Raw genomic sequence first — 21,020 nt, 5'->3', positions numbered from 1 at the left:
GGTTTTTAATATTCGATCACAACCATGTCCCAATACTTGAGCCCCGGCAGATCGATGGTCAATTTATTTCCTGTCTGCGCTTTAGTAAGCGGAATAGCGACGCCCCCTTGCATATCGGGCGATGCCAACCATACTCGCTTGACAGTACGTGTCACGTCGAGCTTGATCTGTAGGCCATCGATACGGGAGGGTTCCTGTTGGGTCCCGTTGGTGTCGCGCCATTCCATAGTATTGGCATCCTTAAAATTGATCAAATGGATTACATCACGGTTAGCAAAATGTCGCCCATAGCTTGTAATACTGCCTGATCTTGCTTTACCATTACTAATAATCAAAGCGTTTGTACCGGTGACACTAAAGACCGCGGCTGTACCACCGTCTCGCAATACGTTTTGGTAGGCGACCATAAAGTCATAATATTGGATCAGCTTTTCCTTTGTTGTTCCTTTAAGCTGCAGGTTGTTATTTGCAAAATATTCATTGGTCAAATAATGTTCTCCCATTTCAAGGTGAGCCCCTCCATTGGCAAAAATGACCGCATTGGTCAGCAACACACCTGGTTCATTGACAAAGCCAGCCTGATTGGACTTAGCATAGTTCATATAAGCTGCTAATACGGTATTCTTATTGTAATTGCCAAAACGGTCATTGTCCTGAATAATTTTCACCAATTCATCGTATGATTTGTTGGGTTCCCAAACTTCGGTATATAAAAAATCAACAGTAGATGATGCTATCCCAGACTCCTGACCATATTGATTAACTGCATTCATCACGTGATACTTACCCGGAAAAGCCTTCTTTGACGCTGCTATGAATGAGCCGTAGCGCTGCTCTAGTTTCACTTCTTTGCCGGTATAGTCATATAGTTTTCCGCGGTCTCCCAACTGATCGATGTGATAGCCGTCAAAATTATAGACCGCAAATACATCTTGATGTCTTTTGTTAATGTAGGTCTGCCAGGCGGAGTTGCCGGGATCGACCAAATAGATATTGCTGCGAAAGGGTGCATTCAAGGGATGCCTATCTTTCTCCTGATGTTGATTATCCTTAAAAAGGTACCATTGTTCGGATACCCCATCACTTGCCGCATTGGACAAAGCGCCATACAACAAGTTGTAGAACATCGCTTTCATACCTTTATCATGAGCGGCCTGAATATACCCATCCAGGGTAGATTTGTAATTAGTCCGGCCGATAAGATCCAGCCAGGAATCAGCCGGACTGGATACTGAACCGGCCAAAGGTTTATGCTGATCCATCTGCCAGTCATAAAACTGGATTCCATTGATATGGAAACGGTTGAGCGTTTCGACATTGCGTTGTATTGCCTGCTGATCAAGGCGATCATAATTGGATACAAATCCATACCGTGGAAACTTGCGCCAGTCAGAAGATACATCAACGGCTATGCTGTAGAGCGGCTTTTTAGTTGTATCACCAGTTTTAAAAAGATAGACCATGTAGCCCCGAAAGTCTGTCGTAGGTGGTGTCCAGGTCCAGCTCAACTGCGAAAGCGGCTCCTCCTTGATCATTTCGCCCAGATAGGTATAGGCGACACTCAAATTATAGTCGGAGATGGCAGCTGTAAATGTGATCTTTTCCCCAGGTTTATAAACTGCCTTATCTGTATTGATGACAGGCTTAAAATAGGTCTGCCCATAGGTGATCGGATCTTTGTCAATATCGTAATAGTTGTTGCAGCTCCCGCTTAGAAGCATCCCGCTGGCAACCACAAGTCTGAATATTCGTTTCATCTGTAAATAATTATATCATGCACTCAGAAGCTTATTATTTTCCTCCATTTTGTTGATGGAGGAAAAAGCTTAAGATTGATTTATTGTTTGATAATTGTGACTGTTTCCTGTAGCTGATCCAGTGTGATACTGTAGATACCCGGAGTGGTCACTTTCCACTTATTATCTGGATTAGAGCCAGACTTGCTAAAGATCATCTGCTCGGTCTGCCCTGAGGGTATCCTGCCATTTTGTGAGGCCAAAAACCATGCGCCATTCCAATCGGCCTGTTTATCGCAACTGAACTTTAATTCACCGGCTTTAAGTGTTCCAGACCAGGTAAATCTGTGGGGTGTATCACCATTGACCATGGGGGTTGCTGCGGCAATATCCCAACCATTGGGTGTCGCATCGCCCACAAGATAAATAGCCGCAAACGGTGTAAAAGGAGCAATGGTAATTTTATTGGTCCGTAGATCCAGCCTGATCTTATAGGTTCCTTTATTAATCCGCCATTTATAATCATTTTTATTTTCACTCTCTGACCACTTGACGACAGGTAGGTCTGTTCCAACGCCTTGCTGATCTGTCTCCGGGCGCAAAAAGACAACGCCTGGATCAAAATCTGGCTTCGTTGCAATCTTAAACTCGTCTGTGCTATTACCAGAGTTTAAGACGGCATGATAGGTAAAAATAAAGGGGTCATTCGGGTCTTTCGCCATAGGCTGAAAGTTCCAACCGGTAAAGCCACCCACAAACCACAGTGCATCATACATAGCTCCTTCAATTTCGGCAATGGCAATAGATAGATCGATCAGATTGACTTTGACTTGGTATAGTCCAGATTTGGCAACGGTAAATGGAACATCGTAGGGATCTGACTCCGACTCACGATAATAGAGCTTTTCATTACTTGTTCCTTTGTTGTACGAAGGTGTAAAATTGCCCAAAGTGCTGATAAACTTAAACTCGCCCGGGCTCAGTACGCCTTGCCATATAAAGGCTCCTGGCGTACCCTGTATCGGATTCATCTTGCTGGCTTTATTCGCATCCCAGCCGTTGCTTGTTGCGCTACCAAGGATATAGAGTGTTTCGGTAACCGGCTTGTAGGTTTTGACCTTTAAACTAATTATTTGAGACAGCTGTGCTGCACTTTGCCCGTCTTGAACCTCTGCTGTGACACGAGCTTCCAGCTGTGCTCCGCTTCCTGCTGTGATGCCAAGCTTCTCAATCAACAATTGATTAAAATCTTTGGTAACATATCTTTGTGACCGCAATCCTTTCTCAAAAGTACTACTAATGACAGGCTTAAAATCCTTCCCTTTTTCACCGATTTCAAGGGTATACTTGATGGCTGCATTCGTTCCAAAATTAGAACCCGATGTCCAATCGAATACGACAGCTTCCTGCTCCGGGGCGGCAACATTCAATACAATATCTGATGTCGAGACACTGAGTTCTAAGGGGCCATCAGGATAGAGGACATGGTTAAAATCGTCTTTACAGGACTGACAGCACAAGGACGAAATCAAGATCAAATTGATAATATAATATAGTCTTTTCATCTTTTAAATTTGTTAGTTGGTTAATTACCAAAAGGATTTAATAACCGGGATTCTGCTTCAAATTTGGATTGGCGTCAATCTCAACTTGAGGAATAGGTAACAACAAATGTTTTGCGGTCGCATTGAGCTTACCGATGCTGTGCAGAAAGTTAAGTGCATACTGTCCATTGTCCCAGCGAATCATATCAAACCAGCGTTGTCCTTCAAAAGCAAGTTCTATTCTTCTTTCGTGACGGATCTTTTCGCGCATATCAGCCTGGGAAAGCCCTGTAATTGACTTTTTGTCGGTCAACCCAGCTCGTTGTCGCACCAAATACAAGGGATCCACCGCTTGAGCCGTATTGCCAAGTTCATTGAGTGCCTCAGCCTTCATCAATAGCACGTCTGCATAACGTAACACAACGATATTCGCCGCATTGGTATTATAATCGGGTGAAATGGACAATGGAACCAAAAATTTGCGCACGTTATATCCTGTGGAGGACATATTGGATTTGTAGGCCTTACCGTCGAAAAGTGGTCCTCCTTCATACAAAATAGTTTTATCTTTGCGCAAGTCTCCAGTTTCATATTGGGAGACAAACTCCGCTGTTGGCTGATTCCAACCATAGCCACCGCCCACCCAGCCGGAATTGCGTGGTCCCATATAGGTACTCAGCCAGTTTGCCTGATTTTCATCGTCCCAAAATCCGGCCTTGGTAAGTCCATAATATTGCACTTCAAAGAGCGATTCGGCTGTATTTTTATGACGGGGCTCACCCCCAAAACAATCACTATAGTCGGCATTAAGCACATACCCCAGCGACTCAACCTGATTGCATTGATCAATGCACAACTGATATTCTTTTAGTGTGAGGTAAACTTTTGCCAAAAGGCCTGCCGCAGCTCCTTTACTGACGCGCCCCTTATCCTGATCGGCATATTCCTCACGACGTGGTAAAAGTGTGATGGCTTCCTTAAGGTCTGGAACAATGACTTCATTATAGATGCGTTCTTTGCTCACGCGAGCCGGTTTGAGATCATCTCCGGGTTTCGCGGGTACCAACGAAAGCGGCACATCGCCAAACAGCTGAACCAAGATAAAAAAATAGTTCGCACGGAGGAATTTGGCTTCGCCAATCAATCTGTTTTTCAATTGGGGATCTATATCCATCGAAGGGACATTTTCCAAGACGGTATTACAATATAAAATACCGGGATTGGGTCCTCGCCAAAGATCAACCGCCGAAAAATTGTCTGGGCCAGTGGAAAAATTGGACAATTGGATCGTTTCTATTCCATCATCGCCACCACCTGCACCCACGGCACTATTCCCTGCCATAATGTCTAATGACCATATCCGCATATTGTATAACTTGGGTCGTTGGAGTGGCTGATAAGCCGCATTGATCATTGCAATGGCAGCGGAAGCATCCTTGACGGATTCGGCACTGGGATCCTCAAGAGGTTCTTTATCCAAAAATTTTGAACATGAGCCCAACCAAAGGGGCATCGCCGCAAGGGCCATATAAAATATTTTTTTCATCATCATGAGTCTAATTAGTTAAAATCTAAGGTCCAATCCCAAGCTAAAGTTTTTTGTGATCGGGTAGTTACTATTGTCAACACCTCCTATCACTTCAGGATCGAAGCCAGAATACTTGGTCCAAGTAAACAAATTCTGCCCTGAAAAATAAAACCGCAACCGTCCTGCATGCAGACGTTTGGCTACAGCCTCAGGCAAGGTATAACCTACGGTCAGATTTTTCAGACGCAGGTATTTTCCCTGCTCAATAAAACGATCTGAATTACGTGTATTCTTATTGGGGTCGCTGTAAATCGCTCTCGGCACCTCATTGCTGGTTCCCTCAGCGGTCCAACGATCAAGAACCTTAGTCGTCTGATTTCGTATGGTATACATACCTTCCAAGGTAACTCTATTGGCATTATAGATCTGGTTTCCAGACACCCCCTGAAAGAATACTTCAAGATCTATATTTTTATAGGACAACTTATTATTCATGGCAAAACTCCAACTTGGTGTTGGATTGCCTAAATAGGTCCGGTCATAGTCATTAACAACTCCATCTTTATTGATGTCCCTAAATTTGATATCGCCGGGTGCCGTACTATTAGCGGGATCTGCCCCTTGATATTGATAAGCATAACTATTCACTTCGGCCCAGTTTTGAAAAATACCATTGGTCAAATAGCCATAAAATGATCCAACAGGCTGTCCAATGGTATGGGATTGATAACCATAGTAAATAGGTACATCGCCATCAAGTCTAACGACCTTATTTCTATTATAGGAGATATTGAAATCGGTATTCCAAACCAATTCTCCTTTTAGGTTTTGGCTACGTAAACTTAATTCCCAACCCTTGTTTTCGACCTCTCCGGCATTGATCATTGGTGTATAGCTGTCTGAATATCCTGTCGTAATGGGCACGCTCATCCTGACAAGCATATCTGAGGTTTTTTTGATGTAAGCATCCATCGTCAACTGGATCCTGTTCTTGAAAAAACTTGCATCAATTCCAACATTCTGTTGTTTGATCGTTTCCCAGCGTATGCCCGGGTTAGGCATAACGAGTGGGTACAATGTCGAAACGGGAATACCATTGAAAACATATTGACCAGTTTTTAAGCGGGCTGATGCAGCATAGTTGTCCAACACAGCCTGATTACCAGTAACTCCATAACCGATACGGAGTTTAACATCACTCCAAAAATCATTTTTGTTAAAAAAAGACTCTTCAGAGATACGCCAGGCGGCAGAAAAAGAAGGGAAAGTCCCCCAACGATTGGCCGAAGCAATTCTTGATGTACCATCACGACGTACCGTCGCCGTAAGGAGATAACGATTTTTAAACGTGTAATTGGCGCGTCCGAAGAATGACAATAGCGCCCATTCGTTGCGGCTCCCACCTACGGTTGGATCTAATAAACCATTGTTTAACTGGCTGTTATTATCAGAAAGAAATTCCTTGATGCTTCCATTCATGTAATTATAATCATTGTTTTGCGCACTAGATCCTAACATCACATTGACTTCGTGCCCACCCTCGAAAGTATTTGTATAAGTGAGGGTATTGTCCCACAAATAGGTCAGGCTCTTGTTGAAGCTTTCACTCCGATAGGAATTGGGAACTGGGATGGGTTTCCAATTGTATTTAGGCGAAAAGGTCATATTGTCCCAAGCCTTATAATCGAGGCCAAACAAAGATTTGAAGGTGAAATGATTCAAAAAACTTGCTTCTGCATAGATATTTCCAAGAAGATTATAGCCTTTCGTTGTATTTTGTTCAAGCATGGCAGTACCGATAGGATTGCGCAGATCGCCATAGAATATAGCTTCATTTCCAGGACCTGAATAGGTACCGTCTTCATTGAAAATTGGTTGTGTAGGCAATGAGGCCAGCGTATTCAATACGCTATAGGAACCATTGTGTTTTACATCATGGCTTAGCGTGAGTGTATTCCCCAATTTGAGCCATGCTGTCTGTTTAGCTTCATTGTTAAACTGAAAATTATACCGTTTGTAATCGGTGTTTTTCACGATGCCATCCTGATTGAGTATACCAGCAGAGACGTAGTAGGTATTCTTTTCTCCACCACCAGCATAACTAAGGGCATAATTAGCTAATTTACCTGTCTGTAGGAGCGCATCTAACCAATCTGTTCCTCGGCCAAGCAATGTAGGATCGGCAAAATCCGGTCGTTGACGGTTATTGTTGTTGGCCATCATCTCATTGTGCAGCGACGCAAACTGTTGTGCATTCAGCATTTTGGGTAGGCTCGTTGCCTGCTGAATCGCGTAATTGGCACTTGCCGTAATACTGCCTTTATTTTTATTACCCTTTTTTGTTGAAATCAATACAACACCATTGGCTCCTCTGGAACCATAAATGGCAGTAGCAGAGGCATCCTTGAGGATATCGATTGTCTCCACATCATTTGGGTTGAGCGCATTGAGCGACAGATCCGTTGGAACGCCATCAATCACTAACAATGGAGCACTATTGTTGATTGATCCCAGCCCTCGAATCTGTATGGACACGTTACTTCCGGGCGCGCCTGAGTTGATAACCTGTACACCAGAGGCACGTCCTTGAAGCGCTTCGCCAACATTTGCCACAGGCTTATCTTTCATTGTCTCTGCACCCACAGACGCTAAAGAACCTGTCAGATCTTTCTTTTTAACGGTCCCATATCCAATAACAACCACCTCGTCAAGTGCTGTGTTATCCTTGACTAATATAATATTATAAATTGATGCATTGTCTACTTTTAGTTCCTGAGTCTTGTAGCCGATATAGGAGATGCTCAAAACTGAACCATGTGCAACGGTCATTTTAAAATGGCCATTTCGATCTGTCTGTACTTGTTGGGTTGTCCCCTTGTTGTTGACGGAAACAGCTTCAATAGCTAGCTTGTTTTCGTCTTTTACAGTACCCTGAATCTCCCGCTGTTGTGCAAATGAATTTAAACTGATCAAAATCATTAAAAGCATAAGAATGGGATACGTAAAACGTAATCGCCCCTGGTTTTTCATAAAATTTGATTTCTACGTATTACTTATAATTGTTATTTAATTTCGATTTGAACCTAGTGTCAAATCGTCCCCTAATTGGTTTATCCAAAAATAGAAGGATCAAAGAGCAGATAAAAGAGGTGTATCGCCGAATATAGAAACAACAAAAACATAAAAGTCTAAAGAACAGAGTATTAAATCAAATACTTCAAAGAAATATATAGAAGATTAGGTCAATATTTTAGGGCTTTTCGACCTATTTTTGTGACCAATTCATCAAAATCTTCGCGCGGAACAGCAGCTTTGTTTCTGAATTTGGTCCGATAGGTATAAATGGTATTGGTTGAATAGTGTAGGAAACGGGCTATCTTTGCACTGTCTGTAATACCCAAACGTATCAATGCAAAAATACGTAGCTCCGGGCTCAGTACTTCATTTGGCTTCAAGACAACTTGCATATCTGCGACTAGTAGTGCGTTGAAATCCTCTACAAAGTTCGGATACAAATGCAAAAATACATGATCAAAAGTGACGTATAATTCTTTTACTTCATGGTCGATCATATCACGTGATTTAAGCATCTGCTTGAGCTCTTCGATCTTCTTGGCCATGACCATCTTGTTGAGCGAAATCTGGAATTTTTCGAGCTTATCAATATATAAGGAACATAGGTTGAGGAACTCACCGATATAGGCTTCTTTGATATGATTGGTTTCTGCCAACTCGCTATTCATAGACAGCACTTCGCTATTGGTGGTATGAAGTTCGTCATTGGCTGTATTCAATTGCTGATTGAGCACCTGCAATTTTTGATTGAGTTCGAAGAGCTCGCTACGGACACGATTTACCCGCTTCATCTGTCTGTAGATCAAAATAACTGCTATAACGAGGCACAATGATAGGATACTAACAATCGTTAGAAAGATGGTCAATTTTGCCTTTTGTTGTAATTCGTTTTCTTGATAAGCTGAGTTTATGATCGGAAAAATTTGGGAAGCTTCATAGGTCCGGAAACGGGCATTACAGAATATAGCGTCCTCCATAGAAGATTTGATACAGCTAAAGGCTTCTTCAATATGATTTGATTTATACAATAAGGTCGCTAATGCCTGCATCGAGGCATTTTCCTTGATAGCATTTTTAACGTCGCTAATCGCCGACAATGTCAAATATTTGCGTTGAAGGTCAACATCGCCCTCCTTTTCGTAGATATTTGCCAGGGCATAACATAAAATGGCATGTTCATGATCCTCTTTTTGGGAAAGATCAAGCATATACATCAACCTCTTTTTCGCTTCCTCAAATTTCCCCTCATCATGGAGCTTTTCGGCATAAACAATACGGTATTGACTACTTGCCGTATCCAGTTCACTTAATAGCGAATCGCGATAGTGGTCACTCCGAATAGCATACTGCCGATCATCGGTATTTGAAAATGAATAAAATTTATAGAGCCTTTTCCACGCATCAAAATACTTGATCAATAGTTCCCTAGGAAGCTTGTTCTTATCTGCAGTGACCAATATCTTATAGGCGTCAATATACATACCTGCTGTGAAGTAAAATGAAGCAAGATCCAGATTACTTTCATTGATTTGGAAGGAATTGCCACTCCTTTCTGCTAATTTTACATTTCCCCTAGCATATATAATCGCAGAATCTAGTTTATAGGAAGCATATTCTTGGTAAAGAAGTTTGTTTAATTCGTATTGTGCGGAAGTGTTATTTGTTGATTTATGAAGCCGTCGTACCAAGTCGTCTATTCTCACTTCTTTGATGGCCATAAACTCTTCCTTTTTGTCGATCATCTGAAGCAGTTGTATCAACGACGTATCCTGTTCGGTTCCTGCTTTACATAGGATAACCGATATGACAATCAACAGGATACATACGACAGGTCTATACATGATACTTTAAACCAAAAGTGACAAAACACAATAGTAACATTTTCTAGGCTTAAAACAAAACGTGCGTATATTCTAAAGGCAAATTTCATAACGAATATACTGAGGGTTTTGTCATGCTGTTGAACTTTTGTAAGGGATCTTTGGTTTATAATTGTTAGATTTTAGCTATTCATCTGCTACTTTTTTATAACAATTTTGATTTGGGATATCAGCAGAATAATGGCCAACACAAAATTCTATCCTACCGCTATTTACACCTATATATCCAAGTCCATTACTTATTGTATCGTTTAAAAGCTCAGGAAACTTCACTAAATCTCCATCCAAATTCCAAAAATAAGGGGGTTCGAACACTATTAAATCGTGATCTACTTTCCACTTTCCTTTAGTTTTCAGCACTAGCTTTTTATTCCGATCATACACCCGGCGATAATATATATTATTAGTTCTTAGCTGAATAGTATCATAGGTGTTTGTATAGTTAGCAGGGCTGTAAGTTCCTATCATTTCGCCAGTATAGTAACTACAAGAGGCTAGTATGATAATAAAAAAAAGAAAAATTGCTGCTTTCATATTTAATGATTTACTTGACAGGAAATTAGCTTTATTTCTGCAGAAGTAAGTATTCTTTTCATGTTTCTCACTATCTTAGATCAATATAAAGATCTATAATTCTAGCATCTACATCAAAATTTCCCTATATTCATTTGCCAGTTATTTTATGATGAGCATACAAAGTATAAATAGTGGATCCGGACACTACACTATTTCAACAGGTTCTGAAGAGACTGATTTACGAGCTCTAGCGGCGGATGCAGTACAAAATATATCCAATTTTCCACTCCGCTATCAAATGATGAAATAGATTTATTGGAAAGGATTGTTTTCTCCCAAAGGCAGGATATCTGTTAAGTTCACATTACAGCCATTGGAAGAAGTTAATAAAATCGACAGACTTTTAAATTACTACCCTGTTTAGTTTTACACAAACAGGGCAGTGCTTTTTTATTTAATCAATGTCAATAATTTTTCCGTAAGCCCCGCTCCGCGCAGATCGCGGGCAATAATAACACCATTGGGATCTATCAGAAAATTTTGGGGGACGGCACTTACGCCATAAATGGCAGCAGCCTCATTCTTCCACCCCTTTAAATCACAAACATGGATCCATGGAAGCCCATCATTTTTTACTGCATTCGCCCAGGCGTCCTTATTTTGGTCAAGCGATACGCCGACAATCTCAAAATTTTTATCTTTTAGTGCGGTATATGCTTTAACAAGGTTGGGATTTTCAGCCCGACATGGAGCACACCAGCTCGCCCAGAAATCGACTAGCACATATTTACCGCGCAAGGAAGAAAGTGCAAAAGGCTTTCCGGATAAATCCATCTGTGTAAAATCAGTCACTTTGACGCCTGCCTGGCTTCTTTTGGTTGCTTCGATCTTTTCCAAACTAAGTTTCCCCAGTTCGGAATCACGTAAACCAGTCGCAAACTGCTGAAAAATAGGTTCCATTTCCAAAGGATTGAATTTTCGGCTCAACAGATTATGATAATAAACATACAAACCCATATAAGAATTGGCATGTGACCTGACAAAATCTATCTGCAAATCCCTGATTTTGGCAATGATCCCGGCGACGCTGTCCGAAGCTTTCTGCCAGGCAGCATCCTTTGGTTTCCCCGCAAATTCATCGTTCATTTTGATAATTATATTTGTCAGGGGTCTGGTCGAAGCTTCCAGCTGCTTACTTTCCAATTCAGCCTGCGACCCTTCTATTGTCGCATTTTTGATCGAATCCTTGGCAGTCACCTGTATAACCGAATTTTCGATAAAAAAACCTAAATAATCATTCGAAGCCGCCCCGCCTTTGCTCCCTTGGCGAACAAGAGAAATAAGCGCCTGCCGTGGTGCATCAACAGTTCCGTTGAACTGAAACATCCCGTTTTTTACAGTGACAGAATCCTTGTTTTGAAAGCCTCCATTTTCGGCTAGCAATAAATAGGCCTTAGCGGGAGTTTTTAGGTTTGATAACTCACCCTTTATCGTGTACTTATTTTGCGCCAAAAGCCCCATTGGCAAACACCCAAGCACAAGCCCTATTTTTAAAAAAAATCTCATTTTCATATCGTTCATTTTTAATTTCCCAAAATATCAGCAAGCTTCTTCTCCAACTCTGCTCCACGTAGATTTTTGGCAATGATTTTTCCCTCCGGAGAAATCAGATAATTGGTCGGTATAGCCTCCACACCATAATCTACCGCAACTTTGCTTTTGAATCCTTTTAAATCCGACACTTGAGTCCAAGGCATACTATCCTGTACCACAGCGTGAAGCCACGCCCTTCTACCATCCGCATCGTCCAATGAAACACCCAAAATAGTAAAGCGTTTTTCTTTAAACTTATTATATGCTTTTAATAAATTAGGGTTTTCGGCACGACAGGGCTTACACCAGGAAGCCCAGAAGTCCAGAAGAACATATTGACCCCTAAAATCCGATAGTTTCACTTCCTTTCCAGAGGTATCGCGTTGCACAAATTCTATGGCCATAGCGCCGACATCGGTCTTTTTGCCTTTATTTATTATTTTTGACATTTCGATTCCTGCATAGGAATTACGCACAAGATCCGAGAAATTGGAAAATCGTCTTTCCGCTGTATCCGGATTAAAATTATAACCTAGTTCGATCTCTTTGAATAAACGGAGCGCGATAAAAGAGTTTGGGTGATTAGCGATAAAAATCCGGCTCACGCTATCATAACCTTTTTGCGTCGCACGCATCGGTGCCGCAAGCGCTTTTGTAAGCGTGCTGTCTTTTCGCTGTTCTAGGGTCCAGCCATTATAGACACGCATCACCGAATCGGCAATTTTCCGAAAGGGTGCATGGATGGCCTGAAGTTCCAGGTTTTCAGCATTGGTACGTGAACCGCTTACAACTGCGGATCGGAAGGAATTTGATGAAGTAATGCTAATTTTTGAATTCTCCAGATAAAAATAAAGCTCTTCGGAAGCTTCTTGTTTACTCAAACTGGCATCTTGCTTTTTGAGTGTTAAAATCGCCGCCACTGGATTGCTCACCTGTCCTTTAAAACTGAATTCTCCTTTTTTGACTGTCGCGGAATCCTTCACTTCTTTGCCTTCATTATAGTAATTCAAATAAACCTTTTGCGTATTTGCCATTGGACTGATCTTGCCCTGTACCATAAAGCCCTGCTGTGCGCTTAGACTCAAGGGGCTAAGGATCACTAAGGCAACTAAAAACTTAATTATTTTCATATTTTTTCTTTTATTTTAAGGGAGCAGCGAAATATCGCTGATAAAAATTGTTGAATAAGTAGATGCATATTTTACTGATGCCAGGGAGGTAAACCTGAGGTATCTGGCAGTAGTCAAACCAGTATTAAGTGTTTGCGAATTATTCGCAATATCGCCGGAAAACACCCCTCTGCTAACCCAATTTGCACCGTCCATGCTCGTCTCAATCTGAATCGAGGTAGGGTAACCACCCTGTGTCGGATAGGCTAAAATTGGTGGAACCGAATAGGTCAGCGCCGAAAAGGTTACATCCCGGTTGAAATTTATGGATACCCATTGAGGCATGGATTGTGTAATATTACTGGCCCAATAAGTACCTGTCTTATTGTCGTCGATCACATTAGCCGCAGCAAAAGCATTGAAGATAGAAGATACGCCCGCGATCGCCCAGCCGGCTTTGCTGATGACAAGCGGTTTGCCCGTTTTAAACACATAATACATCACCTTTGTACTGGCAGGGCCTTCAACTTGGCCATCCACAGACTGTATAACCACGGGCAGTACATAAGTACTGTATTCCACTAGTCTGGTCTGGGAAATGATATTTAATTCGGCGGCTTCAGAAACTGATGAACCTGCTTTTAATTGGACTTGTGGCTTGTAGAACAGGTATGAGCTAACAGGGAGCAAAGACGCTTGACCATATTTAAGACGATAACGACCAATTTTAGTAGTGTCTATCGTAAAATTAATCCAATGGTCCCTGGAGGATGTTGTGGATCCAGACAATGCTGCCCTAAATTTAATCTCAGAAATCGTATCCGAAATAATGGATAAGGGAACCTGAATGCTGTCTTTTTCGGCCGCGAGGTCAAAAGACACCGTTCCATCCCCAAGACCAGTAGTCTCTTGTTCTTTTGAACATCCGGCAAATAGGAATGCCAGGATAAAAAGTGTGAAAGAATATTTTTTCATAGCTTGAATTATTGGGGATTTTGGGGCATACCGGGATTGAAACTAAGCACCTGAACAGGAATCTGTAACGTGTATTTGTTGCTATGTGCCTCTAAAGTTGCAATCACCTTACCCGTAGCATCGTAACGATGTACAGCTTCCATTCGATTTTCCTTGTCAAGGCGCCGCATATCAAACCAGCGTAGGCCCGAACAGCCCAGTTCATGATACCGTTCCAGCAGAACCTCTTTCAATACGGTTTCCTGGTCCGTCGACTGAAAAGGCACATAAGACGCTGTGGCAATCCTGGTTTTTCGGATATCATCCAATTGCTTGAGCGCACTACTTAATTCATTCTTTCTTGCTGCGTTTTCAGCGATGATAAGTTTCATTTCCTGTACCGAGGTGCCCGTATTTACATATTGCAATGTCGGTGTTACACGCAGCGGAACAAAAGAAGTTGCCCCCCTGGTTGTAAAAGTATAGTTATCCAGACTCTGATATAATCTCCTTACCCGCAGATCACCAGGCAGAAAACTCCGCATATAGTCCAGGGTCATGGGTAAATTGCCTATTACATAACGGCCATAAATTACATCTGGACGGATACTGACCAGATCTGAACTTGGCAGTGTACCATTAAAGTTGATCATCACTGCCTGTGTATTGGAAAGAGCCAACTCTGCATATTTCGCTGCCTCCGAATAGTTCCGGCTATAGAAGTAAACACGTGCCAGCACACTGTAAGCTCCAGCCACTGAACCTCTGACCCGATTGCTGCTGTTGTCGACCGGAAGATCCGTTAGCGCCTCATTTAGATCGTCAACGATATGTTTAAACAGATCAGCAGAACTGCTTCTTGCCGGTACTACCTGTGTTACATCATTGGATGTAACAAAAGGAACAGCTAAGTCCTCTGTTGCGGTGGCAGCATCATAAGGCTTCGCATATTCGTTGAGCAGGCAAAAATATTCCAAAGCCCTACCCAATAATGCTTCACTCCGCAATCGTTTCTTTTCAGCAGCGGTGCCCCCTGTTGCATCATCAATGCCCAACAAAACGGTATTAAAGTGGTTTATCTTCGCATAATGTTCTCCCCATAAGGCTGGAGCACTGGTCAGGTCCGATGAAAACTGCGGTGCCCATACATACATCAGCTCACCCGGCTGCACCGCGGGTACAGGAGTATTAACAAAGTCCACATGATCAGCGAAGTAATTGGTAATACCGATCTGAGAACCAAAGCCCTCCCCTAACCAGGGATCGTTCATCCACTGGTCATAGTCTTTGACCGTCGTCAACAGTGTCCTGCCCTTGGGTTGTATGTCCAGATACTTATCACATCCCGCCAAAACGAACAATGGAATAAATAATCCTATTATATATTTATATGACTTCATGGATAGCTGGTTTAAAAAGTTGTAAATAATGCCAATGTGTAGGTTGGCGTAACGTAGGTTTTCTGAAAACTTCCTGTCGCGGGGCTGTAGTTGAACCTATTGAAACCCACCGTCCAAAGATTTGACCCCTGCAGCTTAACCTCAAAATGAGAGAAACCCAATTTCTTGACAAATCTTTTGTCGTCGAAACTATACGATACGGTCAGGTCGCCCAAGGTGAGGTAGTCTCCATTGACAATATGCCGGTCTGAGAAATTGTAGGCATAAATGGAATTGTAGGCATTTCCGGCCAAAGCAGCCAAGGAAGGCACATTAGTCCGGTTTTCATCCCCAGGGTTCCTCCAATAGTCTTCAGCACCTTCGATCGGTCTGAGTGCTGTCGGATTAGGTGCCGGTACACGGACTTTAAACCCGCCATAGTAATTGATCATCGCAAAAATATAGAACCGGCCAATATCTATGCGATTGCTCAATCCAGCATTCATCGTAGGGATGGATGATCCGGCATAACGTACCACCCCAGAGGTATCACTGGAGAGGATGAGATCCTGCCCCGACCCAGTTACACTATTGTCCGTTGGATAAATTGTTCCCCGGTCATTTTTTACCTGCGGAAAACCATTTTTATCCAATCCAGCATCCCGATAGGCGAATAATGCGCCAACAGGATAACCTTTCACATAACCAAGTACATTTAATGTCTGCGGATTATAGGCCCCTTGCTGATACACATCCAAAACTTTGCTTGTGTTTCGCGCAAAAATCAGCCCGGTATTCCAGTTAAAATCCTTCCGCACGATCCAGTCCGCATGCAGGCTGAGCTCCAAGCCCTTGTTATTTATGGATGCATTGTTGATAATCGATGGACTTACACCGATTGTCGGATCAATAAAGGAATTTCCCAAGAGATCGGTACTGTTTTTTTGTATAAAAATCAATGGTACCATTGATATGCTTGAAGATGCGATAGCTCAGTCCGGCATTAAAGTTCTTAGTCTGTTCCCAGCGTAAACTACTGTTTGCATACGAAAGCCGTTCCAGTGCGGTGCTGGTAGGTGACGTAAACAGGTTTACTTTGTATTGGGCAATTACTTGCGGAAGCGATAATTTGGCCACATTTCCGTTAAACCCATACGAGGTTCTTAGCTTGATGTTATTTACCCAGTCAAGCCCACGCATGAAATTCTCCTTTTCTATATTCCATGCTAGCCCAACGGACCATAGCGGCTTATATTTATATTTGGGGTTCGTTCCAAACAGGTTGGACTGATCAATACGCACACTACCACTGAGGGAATATTTATCTTTATAGGAATATAGCAAATTAGTAAAGCCCGAAAGAAACCTATCTTCCGTATACTCTTGATCGAACAGTGAGCCATACTGACCGAAAAACGGCGAAGTAGACAAAAATGTTCCTTTAAGGGAACCGTTGGTAATAGCCGCGTAATCCACAGGCTGCTGGAGGAGCGTCTCATTACTATAACCAAAATAACTGGCCAGATTACTCTTATTAACGACATTCCGTAGTTCCCCGCCCAAGATTCCATTGATGGAATGATCCTTGCCGATCTTTTTGTTATAACTCAGATTTGCACGGGCCGTATAGCTATGAAAATTTACGCCTTCCTGTCTGAGATACCCGCCCTTTGGCACATTAAATTTGAGTGTGCCGTCTGGATTTGTCGTCACATATGCGTCTATATATCTGCGGGCTTCGGATGAAAACTCCGAAGCATAGTGCGTGATATCACTATGCGAATTTTCATAGATCCCCCCAAAAGTCAAACCAAAACCTTTTCCAAAGTCGTAATTGAAATTGGCTGTAATATGGTTATTAACCGTTTTATTCCGATCGCGGATCTCGTTTACGTCGACTAAGGGATAAGTAAGCGCATCTTCTAGGCCCCTGCCCATAATTGAATTATTGTAAAACGGATTAAGGGAGGATAATGCTGTTGAATAGGCCGGGCTGCCATTCACATCTCTTAGCCTTTCATATGGAAATAGATCCGTCAGCCCCGGAACCGGGGCATTGTTATAACGCAACTCCTGATAGTCGGTAATTAATTCAAGGGATAACTTCGAGGCAAGCTTAAACCTGCTCCTGGCAGAAATTAACCAGCGGTTATTGTCATTATTTATGCCCTGCAGCCTATTGCCTGTGTAATTTGTAGTGATATAGTACAGTGCATTTTCATTTCCTCCGGAAGCTTTCAGATTATAGGTCTGTGTTGCGGCGGCACGTAAAAAAACATCGCTGTACTCTTCCTTGTTATCATAAGTCTGCAACGCAGCATATGAACGTTCAAATTGGTCAGGTGTAATGACCTTTGCCGCCGATTGCGCGAGCAGGTAATAGAGCGGTGAGCGTGCGGATGATTCCGCACTGCCGATGGTGGATAGTAGATACCAAGTATCGGGATTAACACTTTTTGAATAAATAAACTTTTGATAATCGGTCAATATTGCAGATGCGTTGTCTGCATAACGGTATCTCTTGTAATTTTCTTTTGGTGTTATTCCCACTGTAGTCCTAAAGTCAAACAGCGGTTTTCCAGCCGCTGCCTGCTTACGTTCGATCACGATCACACCGTTGGATGCGCGAACACCATATACAGTTGCCGCGGCGGCATCCTTCAGCACCGTGACATTTTTAATATCATTGGGATCAATCATATCCAATGTCAGCTCGGTCGGATAGCCATCGACGACGATCAATGGATTCTGATTAGCGGACATGGTCGATATACCCCTGATATTAAATAAGCTCCGGGAAGAAGATCCTGTATTGCCCGGTGTCGTACTGGTAAAGGAAACATTATTGTTGATCATTAGACCGGGAATACGATTGACCAGACCATCTAAAAAGTTGGTACTGATCCTGGACTCATAGGCTTTCGTACTGATCTGCGATACCGCCCCGGTACTCTGCTCGGGCTTAATGATCTGATAACCTGTATTTACAGCAACTGTCACCTCGCTCAGGTTACTGACATTGGGTTCCAAACGGATTATTCCAAGTTCTTTCTTGACTGCGATTTCCTTCGACTTATATCCGAGAAAAGCAATGACGAGAACGTCGTTATCCTCCACAGAACGAATAAGAAAAGTACCGTCTGGAGCAGTATTGCCGCCCTGCATCTTGCCTTTGACCAAAACCGTTGCCCCATACAAGGGCTTGCCCGTTTCAGCATCCACCACACGGCCGGAAACATCTATTGTCCCCCCCTTTTCAATAACAGGAACTGTCAAATTCGATCTTGGCGACTGCCTCACTACCACAGACTGGTCTTCAATAATAAAATCCAAGGGCTGTCCTGTGAAAACCTTTTTCAGTACTTCCCGCAATTCCATATTCCTTACATTAATGGTTACAGGCTTCGTATTTTTTAAAAGGGAGGTAGTATATAAAAAATCATAACCCGTCTGTGAACTGATCCTGTTGAAGATCTGGCCAAGTGGAACATTCTTTTCCTGGAGCGTAATTTTTTGCGCAAGGACATCAGCACCAGCCTGCAAAATGAACGCCGTCATAAAAAGTACAATCAACTTCATTGTCAATAGTATTTTAGGTATACAGCCGGGTGGCCGTACAATAATCTTGGTGTAAAATTTGTACATTTGTAAAGCTTGGGTTTAAGCGTTTTTACCGTAACATTTTCCGGATGAGAGGTATTACGCATTTCATAAATAATTAGGATGTTATTTTGGATCCATTCGTTAGCCATTCCGGGGCCGAATCCGGAATGGCTTTAAAGATCCATAGCGTTAGTTAGGTTATTGTGTCACTATTACCCTCCTTCCTTCGGTTTTAAAATGTATAACCCCTGTTTTCTCCAGCATCTTTAAAGCCTGGTCCAAATTCTTTGACCTCGAAATCTTTCCGTTAAATGCTTCCTGCGTAATTTTCCCCTGAAATGTTACTTCAACATTGTACCAACGGGCCAGCTTGCGCATCACAGGCACGATATTTTCATTATTGAATCTGAAATAGCCTTCCTTCCAGGCTATAGCTTCTTCTGTATCCGCATTGGTTACGGAAAGATTTTCGCCGTTGACAACAGCCTCCTGTCCAGGCTTTAACATTTTACTTCCTTTAACTGTGCTAACCTTGACAGAACCATCGAGCAATGTCGTCCTCATGCGATCCTCATCTTCATATGCACTCACATTGAAATGTGTCCCCAACACTTGGACAATCTGTTCACGACTTATTACGATAAAGGGCCATTTGGGATGATGGCTAACCTCAAAATAGGCTTCACCCACGACCTCTACCTTTCTTTCTTTCGGATTAAAACTCGTCGGGAATTTAATGGATGATCCTGAATTTAGCCAAACCTTACTACCATCGGCCAAAATAAGATGATATTGTCCACCTAAAGGTGTGCTAAGTTCATTAATGCCTACCGATTTTATCCTTTTGCCATCATCAAAATCTGCTTCATAACGTAGCTGACCATCAGAACTTTTAATAATATTGTTATTGCCCTCTACGGCTAATTGCCCGTCACCAACCTCATCTAGCTTTACTTTTTGACCATTCGCCAAAGTTAGGATAGCCTTATTCCCTCCGGGGACTACTGATTCATGCTGGGAAAATGAAGCTTTATCAAGTAGATCTGAATGATAAAAGAAATATCCTCCAAAAGAAAATACGAATAGTAAACATGCCGCAGCCATAAACCAGACTTTTGACACTTTATCAGCTGGTCGAATATTGGCTTCTTGTGCGATTTGATCATATATTCGCTGTAACATATCTTCGCGAGATTCACCTGAAGTGATTTCCAGCACATTATCAAATCCATCGTACCAAGCTTCGAATTCCTCCAGCTCTTCTTTGGTAATCGTATTTTCCTGAAGTTTCCTTGCAAGATGAGAAATATAATTTGGGTCTTTTGAACGATCCATAATTGCCTGTTTTATATATAGCCAATCGTGACCGAATTTACCCTACCTTAATATTAAAAAATTATGAAAAAAAATACTATGTTGATTTTACAGCCAACAGCTAATGTTTTATGTCCGGAAATAAAAGTATAACAATTGGCAAAAGGATTCCAAAACGAGATTTCAATTTTTTCAGAGCTTGCGTAATATGCTTCTCGACTGCCTTTTCAGAAATATTCAACTGTTCCGCAATCTTTTTATTATTCAAGCCTGACTCACGACTCATGCGAAATACCAATTGACACTTTGGGGGAAGTGAGCTAATCGTTTCTTCAAGCTGTTTTTGAAGTATTCGAAGATCCAAGGGCATCATTGGCTCAAATCCTTCAACCAGGCCTTGCGAAAATAATTTGTTCCGCTCACGCTCCCGTGCGCGTTTTGCCAATCTATTGATGATTTCGAATTTGACTGCTACCGCAAAATAATGATCAAATGTTTGTTTAAGTTCAAAATTGGCTTTTCGTCGCCAAAGATTAAGAAAGATATCTTGAACAATTTCCTCAGCTTCAATAATATCCCCCAATCGTTTACCTGCGATTGCAATCAGTTTGTCCCAATATTTTTGATAGATCACTTTGAAAGCAATTTCATCGCCTGTGCTTAGCAAGGTAGCCAATTCATTATCGGTAAACTTTATATATGGAGTCATATTATAATCACGAAGATAATGATATACTCATATTAATGCTAGGGTTTAGCTACTTTTTATTAAATCCGAAAACTTAAGTC

At 42.1% G+C, this 21,020-nt stretch carries 14 protein-coding genes; all 14 read right to left on the bottom strand.

The genetic code is table 11. The annotated features are described in order from the left end of the window. Window positions 1–5: 5 nt before the first annotated feature. Window positions 6–1,757, bottom strand: coding sequence for a glycoside hydrolase family 66 protein (locus ABTV71_RS07575; RefSeq protein WP_433902750.1), 1,752 nt, complete (start codon window positions 1,755–1,757; stop codon window positions 6–8). 80 nt (window positions 1,758–1,837) lie between these two features. Beyond that, entirely contained in the window at window positions 1,838–3,301 is a 1,464-nt protein-coding gene (locus ABTV71_RS07570) for a SusF/SusE family outer membrane protein (RefSeq protein ID WP_433902749.1), read from the bottom strand. A 37-nt stretch (window positions 3,302–3,338) separates the two neighbouring features. After that, the gene (locus ABTV71_RS07565; protein ID WP_433902748.1) at window positions 3,339–4,832 is read right to left on the bottom strand and encodes a RagB/SusD family nutrient uptake outer membrane protein; all 1,494 of its coding nucleotides are present in this window, start codon (window positions 4,830–4,832) and stop codon (window positions 3,339–3,341) included. Between the two features lie 12 nt (window positions 4,833–4,844). Continuing rightward, window positions 4,845–7,838, bottom strand: a complete 2,994-nt coding sequence (locus ABTV71_RS07560) for a SusC/RagA family TonB-linked outer membrane protein (RefSeq protein ID WP_433902747.1) — start codon at window positions 7,836–7,838, stop codon at window positions 4,845–4,847. A 212-nt stretch (window positions 7,839–8,050) separates the two neighbouring features. Next, window positions 8,051–9,724, bottom strand: a complete 1,674-nt coding sequence (locus tag ABTV71_RS07555; protein WP_433902746.1) for a DUF6377 domain-containing protein — start codon at window positions 9,722–9,724, stop codon at window positions 8,051–8,053. 165 nt (window positions 9,725–9,889) lie between these two features. Then, entirely contained in the window at window positions 9,890–10,297 is a 408-nt protein-coding gene (locus tag ABTV71_RS07550) for a hypothetical protein (protein ID WP_433902745.1), read from the bottom strand. 432 nt (window positions 10,298–10,729) lie between these two features. Further along, a complete protein-coding gene (locus ABTV71_RS07545; RefSeq protein WP_433902744.1) occupies window positions 10,730–11,851 on the bottom strand; it encodes a thioredoxin-like domain-containing protein in 1,122 nt (373 codons plus the stop codon). Window positions 11,852–11,862: 11 nt separating this feature from the next. Beyond that, window positions 11,863–13,002 (bottom strand): redoxin domain-containing protein, encoded by a 1,140-nt coding sequence (locus tag ABTV71_RS07540; protein ID WP_433902743.1) that lies wholly within the window; start codon window positions 13,000–13,002, stop codon window positions 11,863–11,865. 15 nt (window positions 13,003–13,017) lie between these two features. Beyond that, a complete protein-coding gene (locus ABTV71_RS07535; protein ID WP_433902742.1) occupies window positions 13,018–13,956 on the bottom strand; it encodes a BT_3987 domain-containing protein in 939 nt (312 codons plus the stop codon). An 8-nt stretch (window positions 13,957–13,964) separates the two neighbouring features. Then, window positions 13,965–15,335 (bottom strand): RagB/SusD family nutrient uptake outer membrane protein, encoded by a 1,371-nt coding sequence (locus tag ABTV71_RS07530; RefSeq protein WP_433902741.1) that lies wholly within the window; start codon window positions 15,333–15,335, stop codon window positions 13,965–13,967. 11 nt (window positions 15,336–15,346) lie between these two features. Continuing rightward, a complete protein-coding gene (locus ABTV71_RS07525; protein WP_433902740.1) occupies window positions 15,347–16,240 on the bottom strand; it encodes a hypothetical protein in 894 nt (297 codons plus the stop codon). Then, complete coding sequence (locus ABTV71_RS07520) at window positions 16,221–18,893, bottom strand: SusC/RagA family TonB-linked outer membrane protein (RefSeq protein ID WP_433902739.1); 2,673 nt, start codon at window positions 18,891–18,893, stop codon at window positions 16,221–16,223. Before ABTV71_RS07520 ends, ABTV71_RS07525 begins: the two co-directional genes overlap by 20 nt. 222 nt (window positions 18,894–19,115) lie before the next feature. Beyond that, complete coding sequence (locus ABTV71_RS07515; protein WP_433902738.1) at window positions 19,116–20,252, bottom strand: FecR family protein; 1,137 nt, start codon at window positions 20,250–20,252, stop codon at window positions 19,116–19,118. A 100-nt stretch (window positions 20,253–20,352) separates the two neighbouring features. Beyond that, window positions 20,353–20,940: an RNA polymerase sigma-70 factor gene (locus ABTV71_RS07510; protein ID WP_433902737.1), complete on the bottom strand. Its 588-nt coding sequence runs from the start codon at window positions 20,938–20,940 to the stop codon at window positions 20,353–20,355. Between the last annotated feature and the right edge of the window lie 80 nt (window positions 20,941–21,020).

This window comes from Sphingobacterium puteale, assembly GCF_050986225.1.
GTDB classification, from domain to species: Bacteria; Bacteroidota; Bacteroidia; order Sphingobacteriales; family Sphingobacteriaceae; genus Sphingobacterium; species Sphingobacterium puteale.
This window is presented reverse-complemented; position numbering and strand designations above follow the sequence as displayed.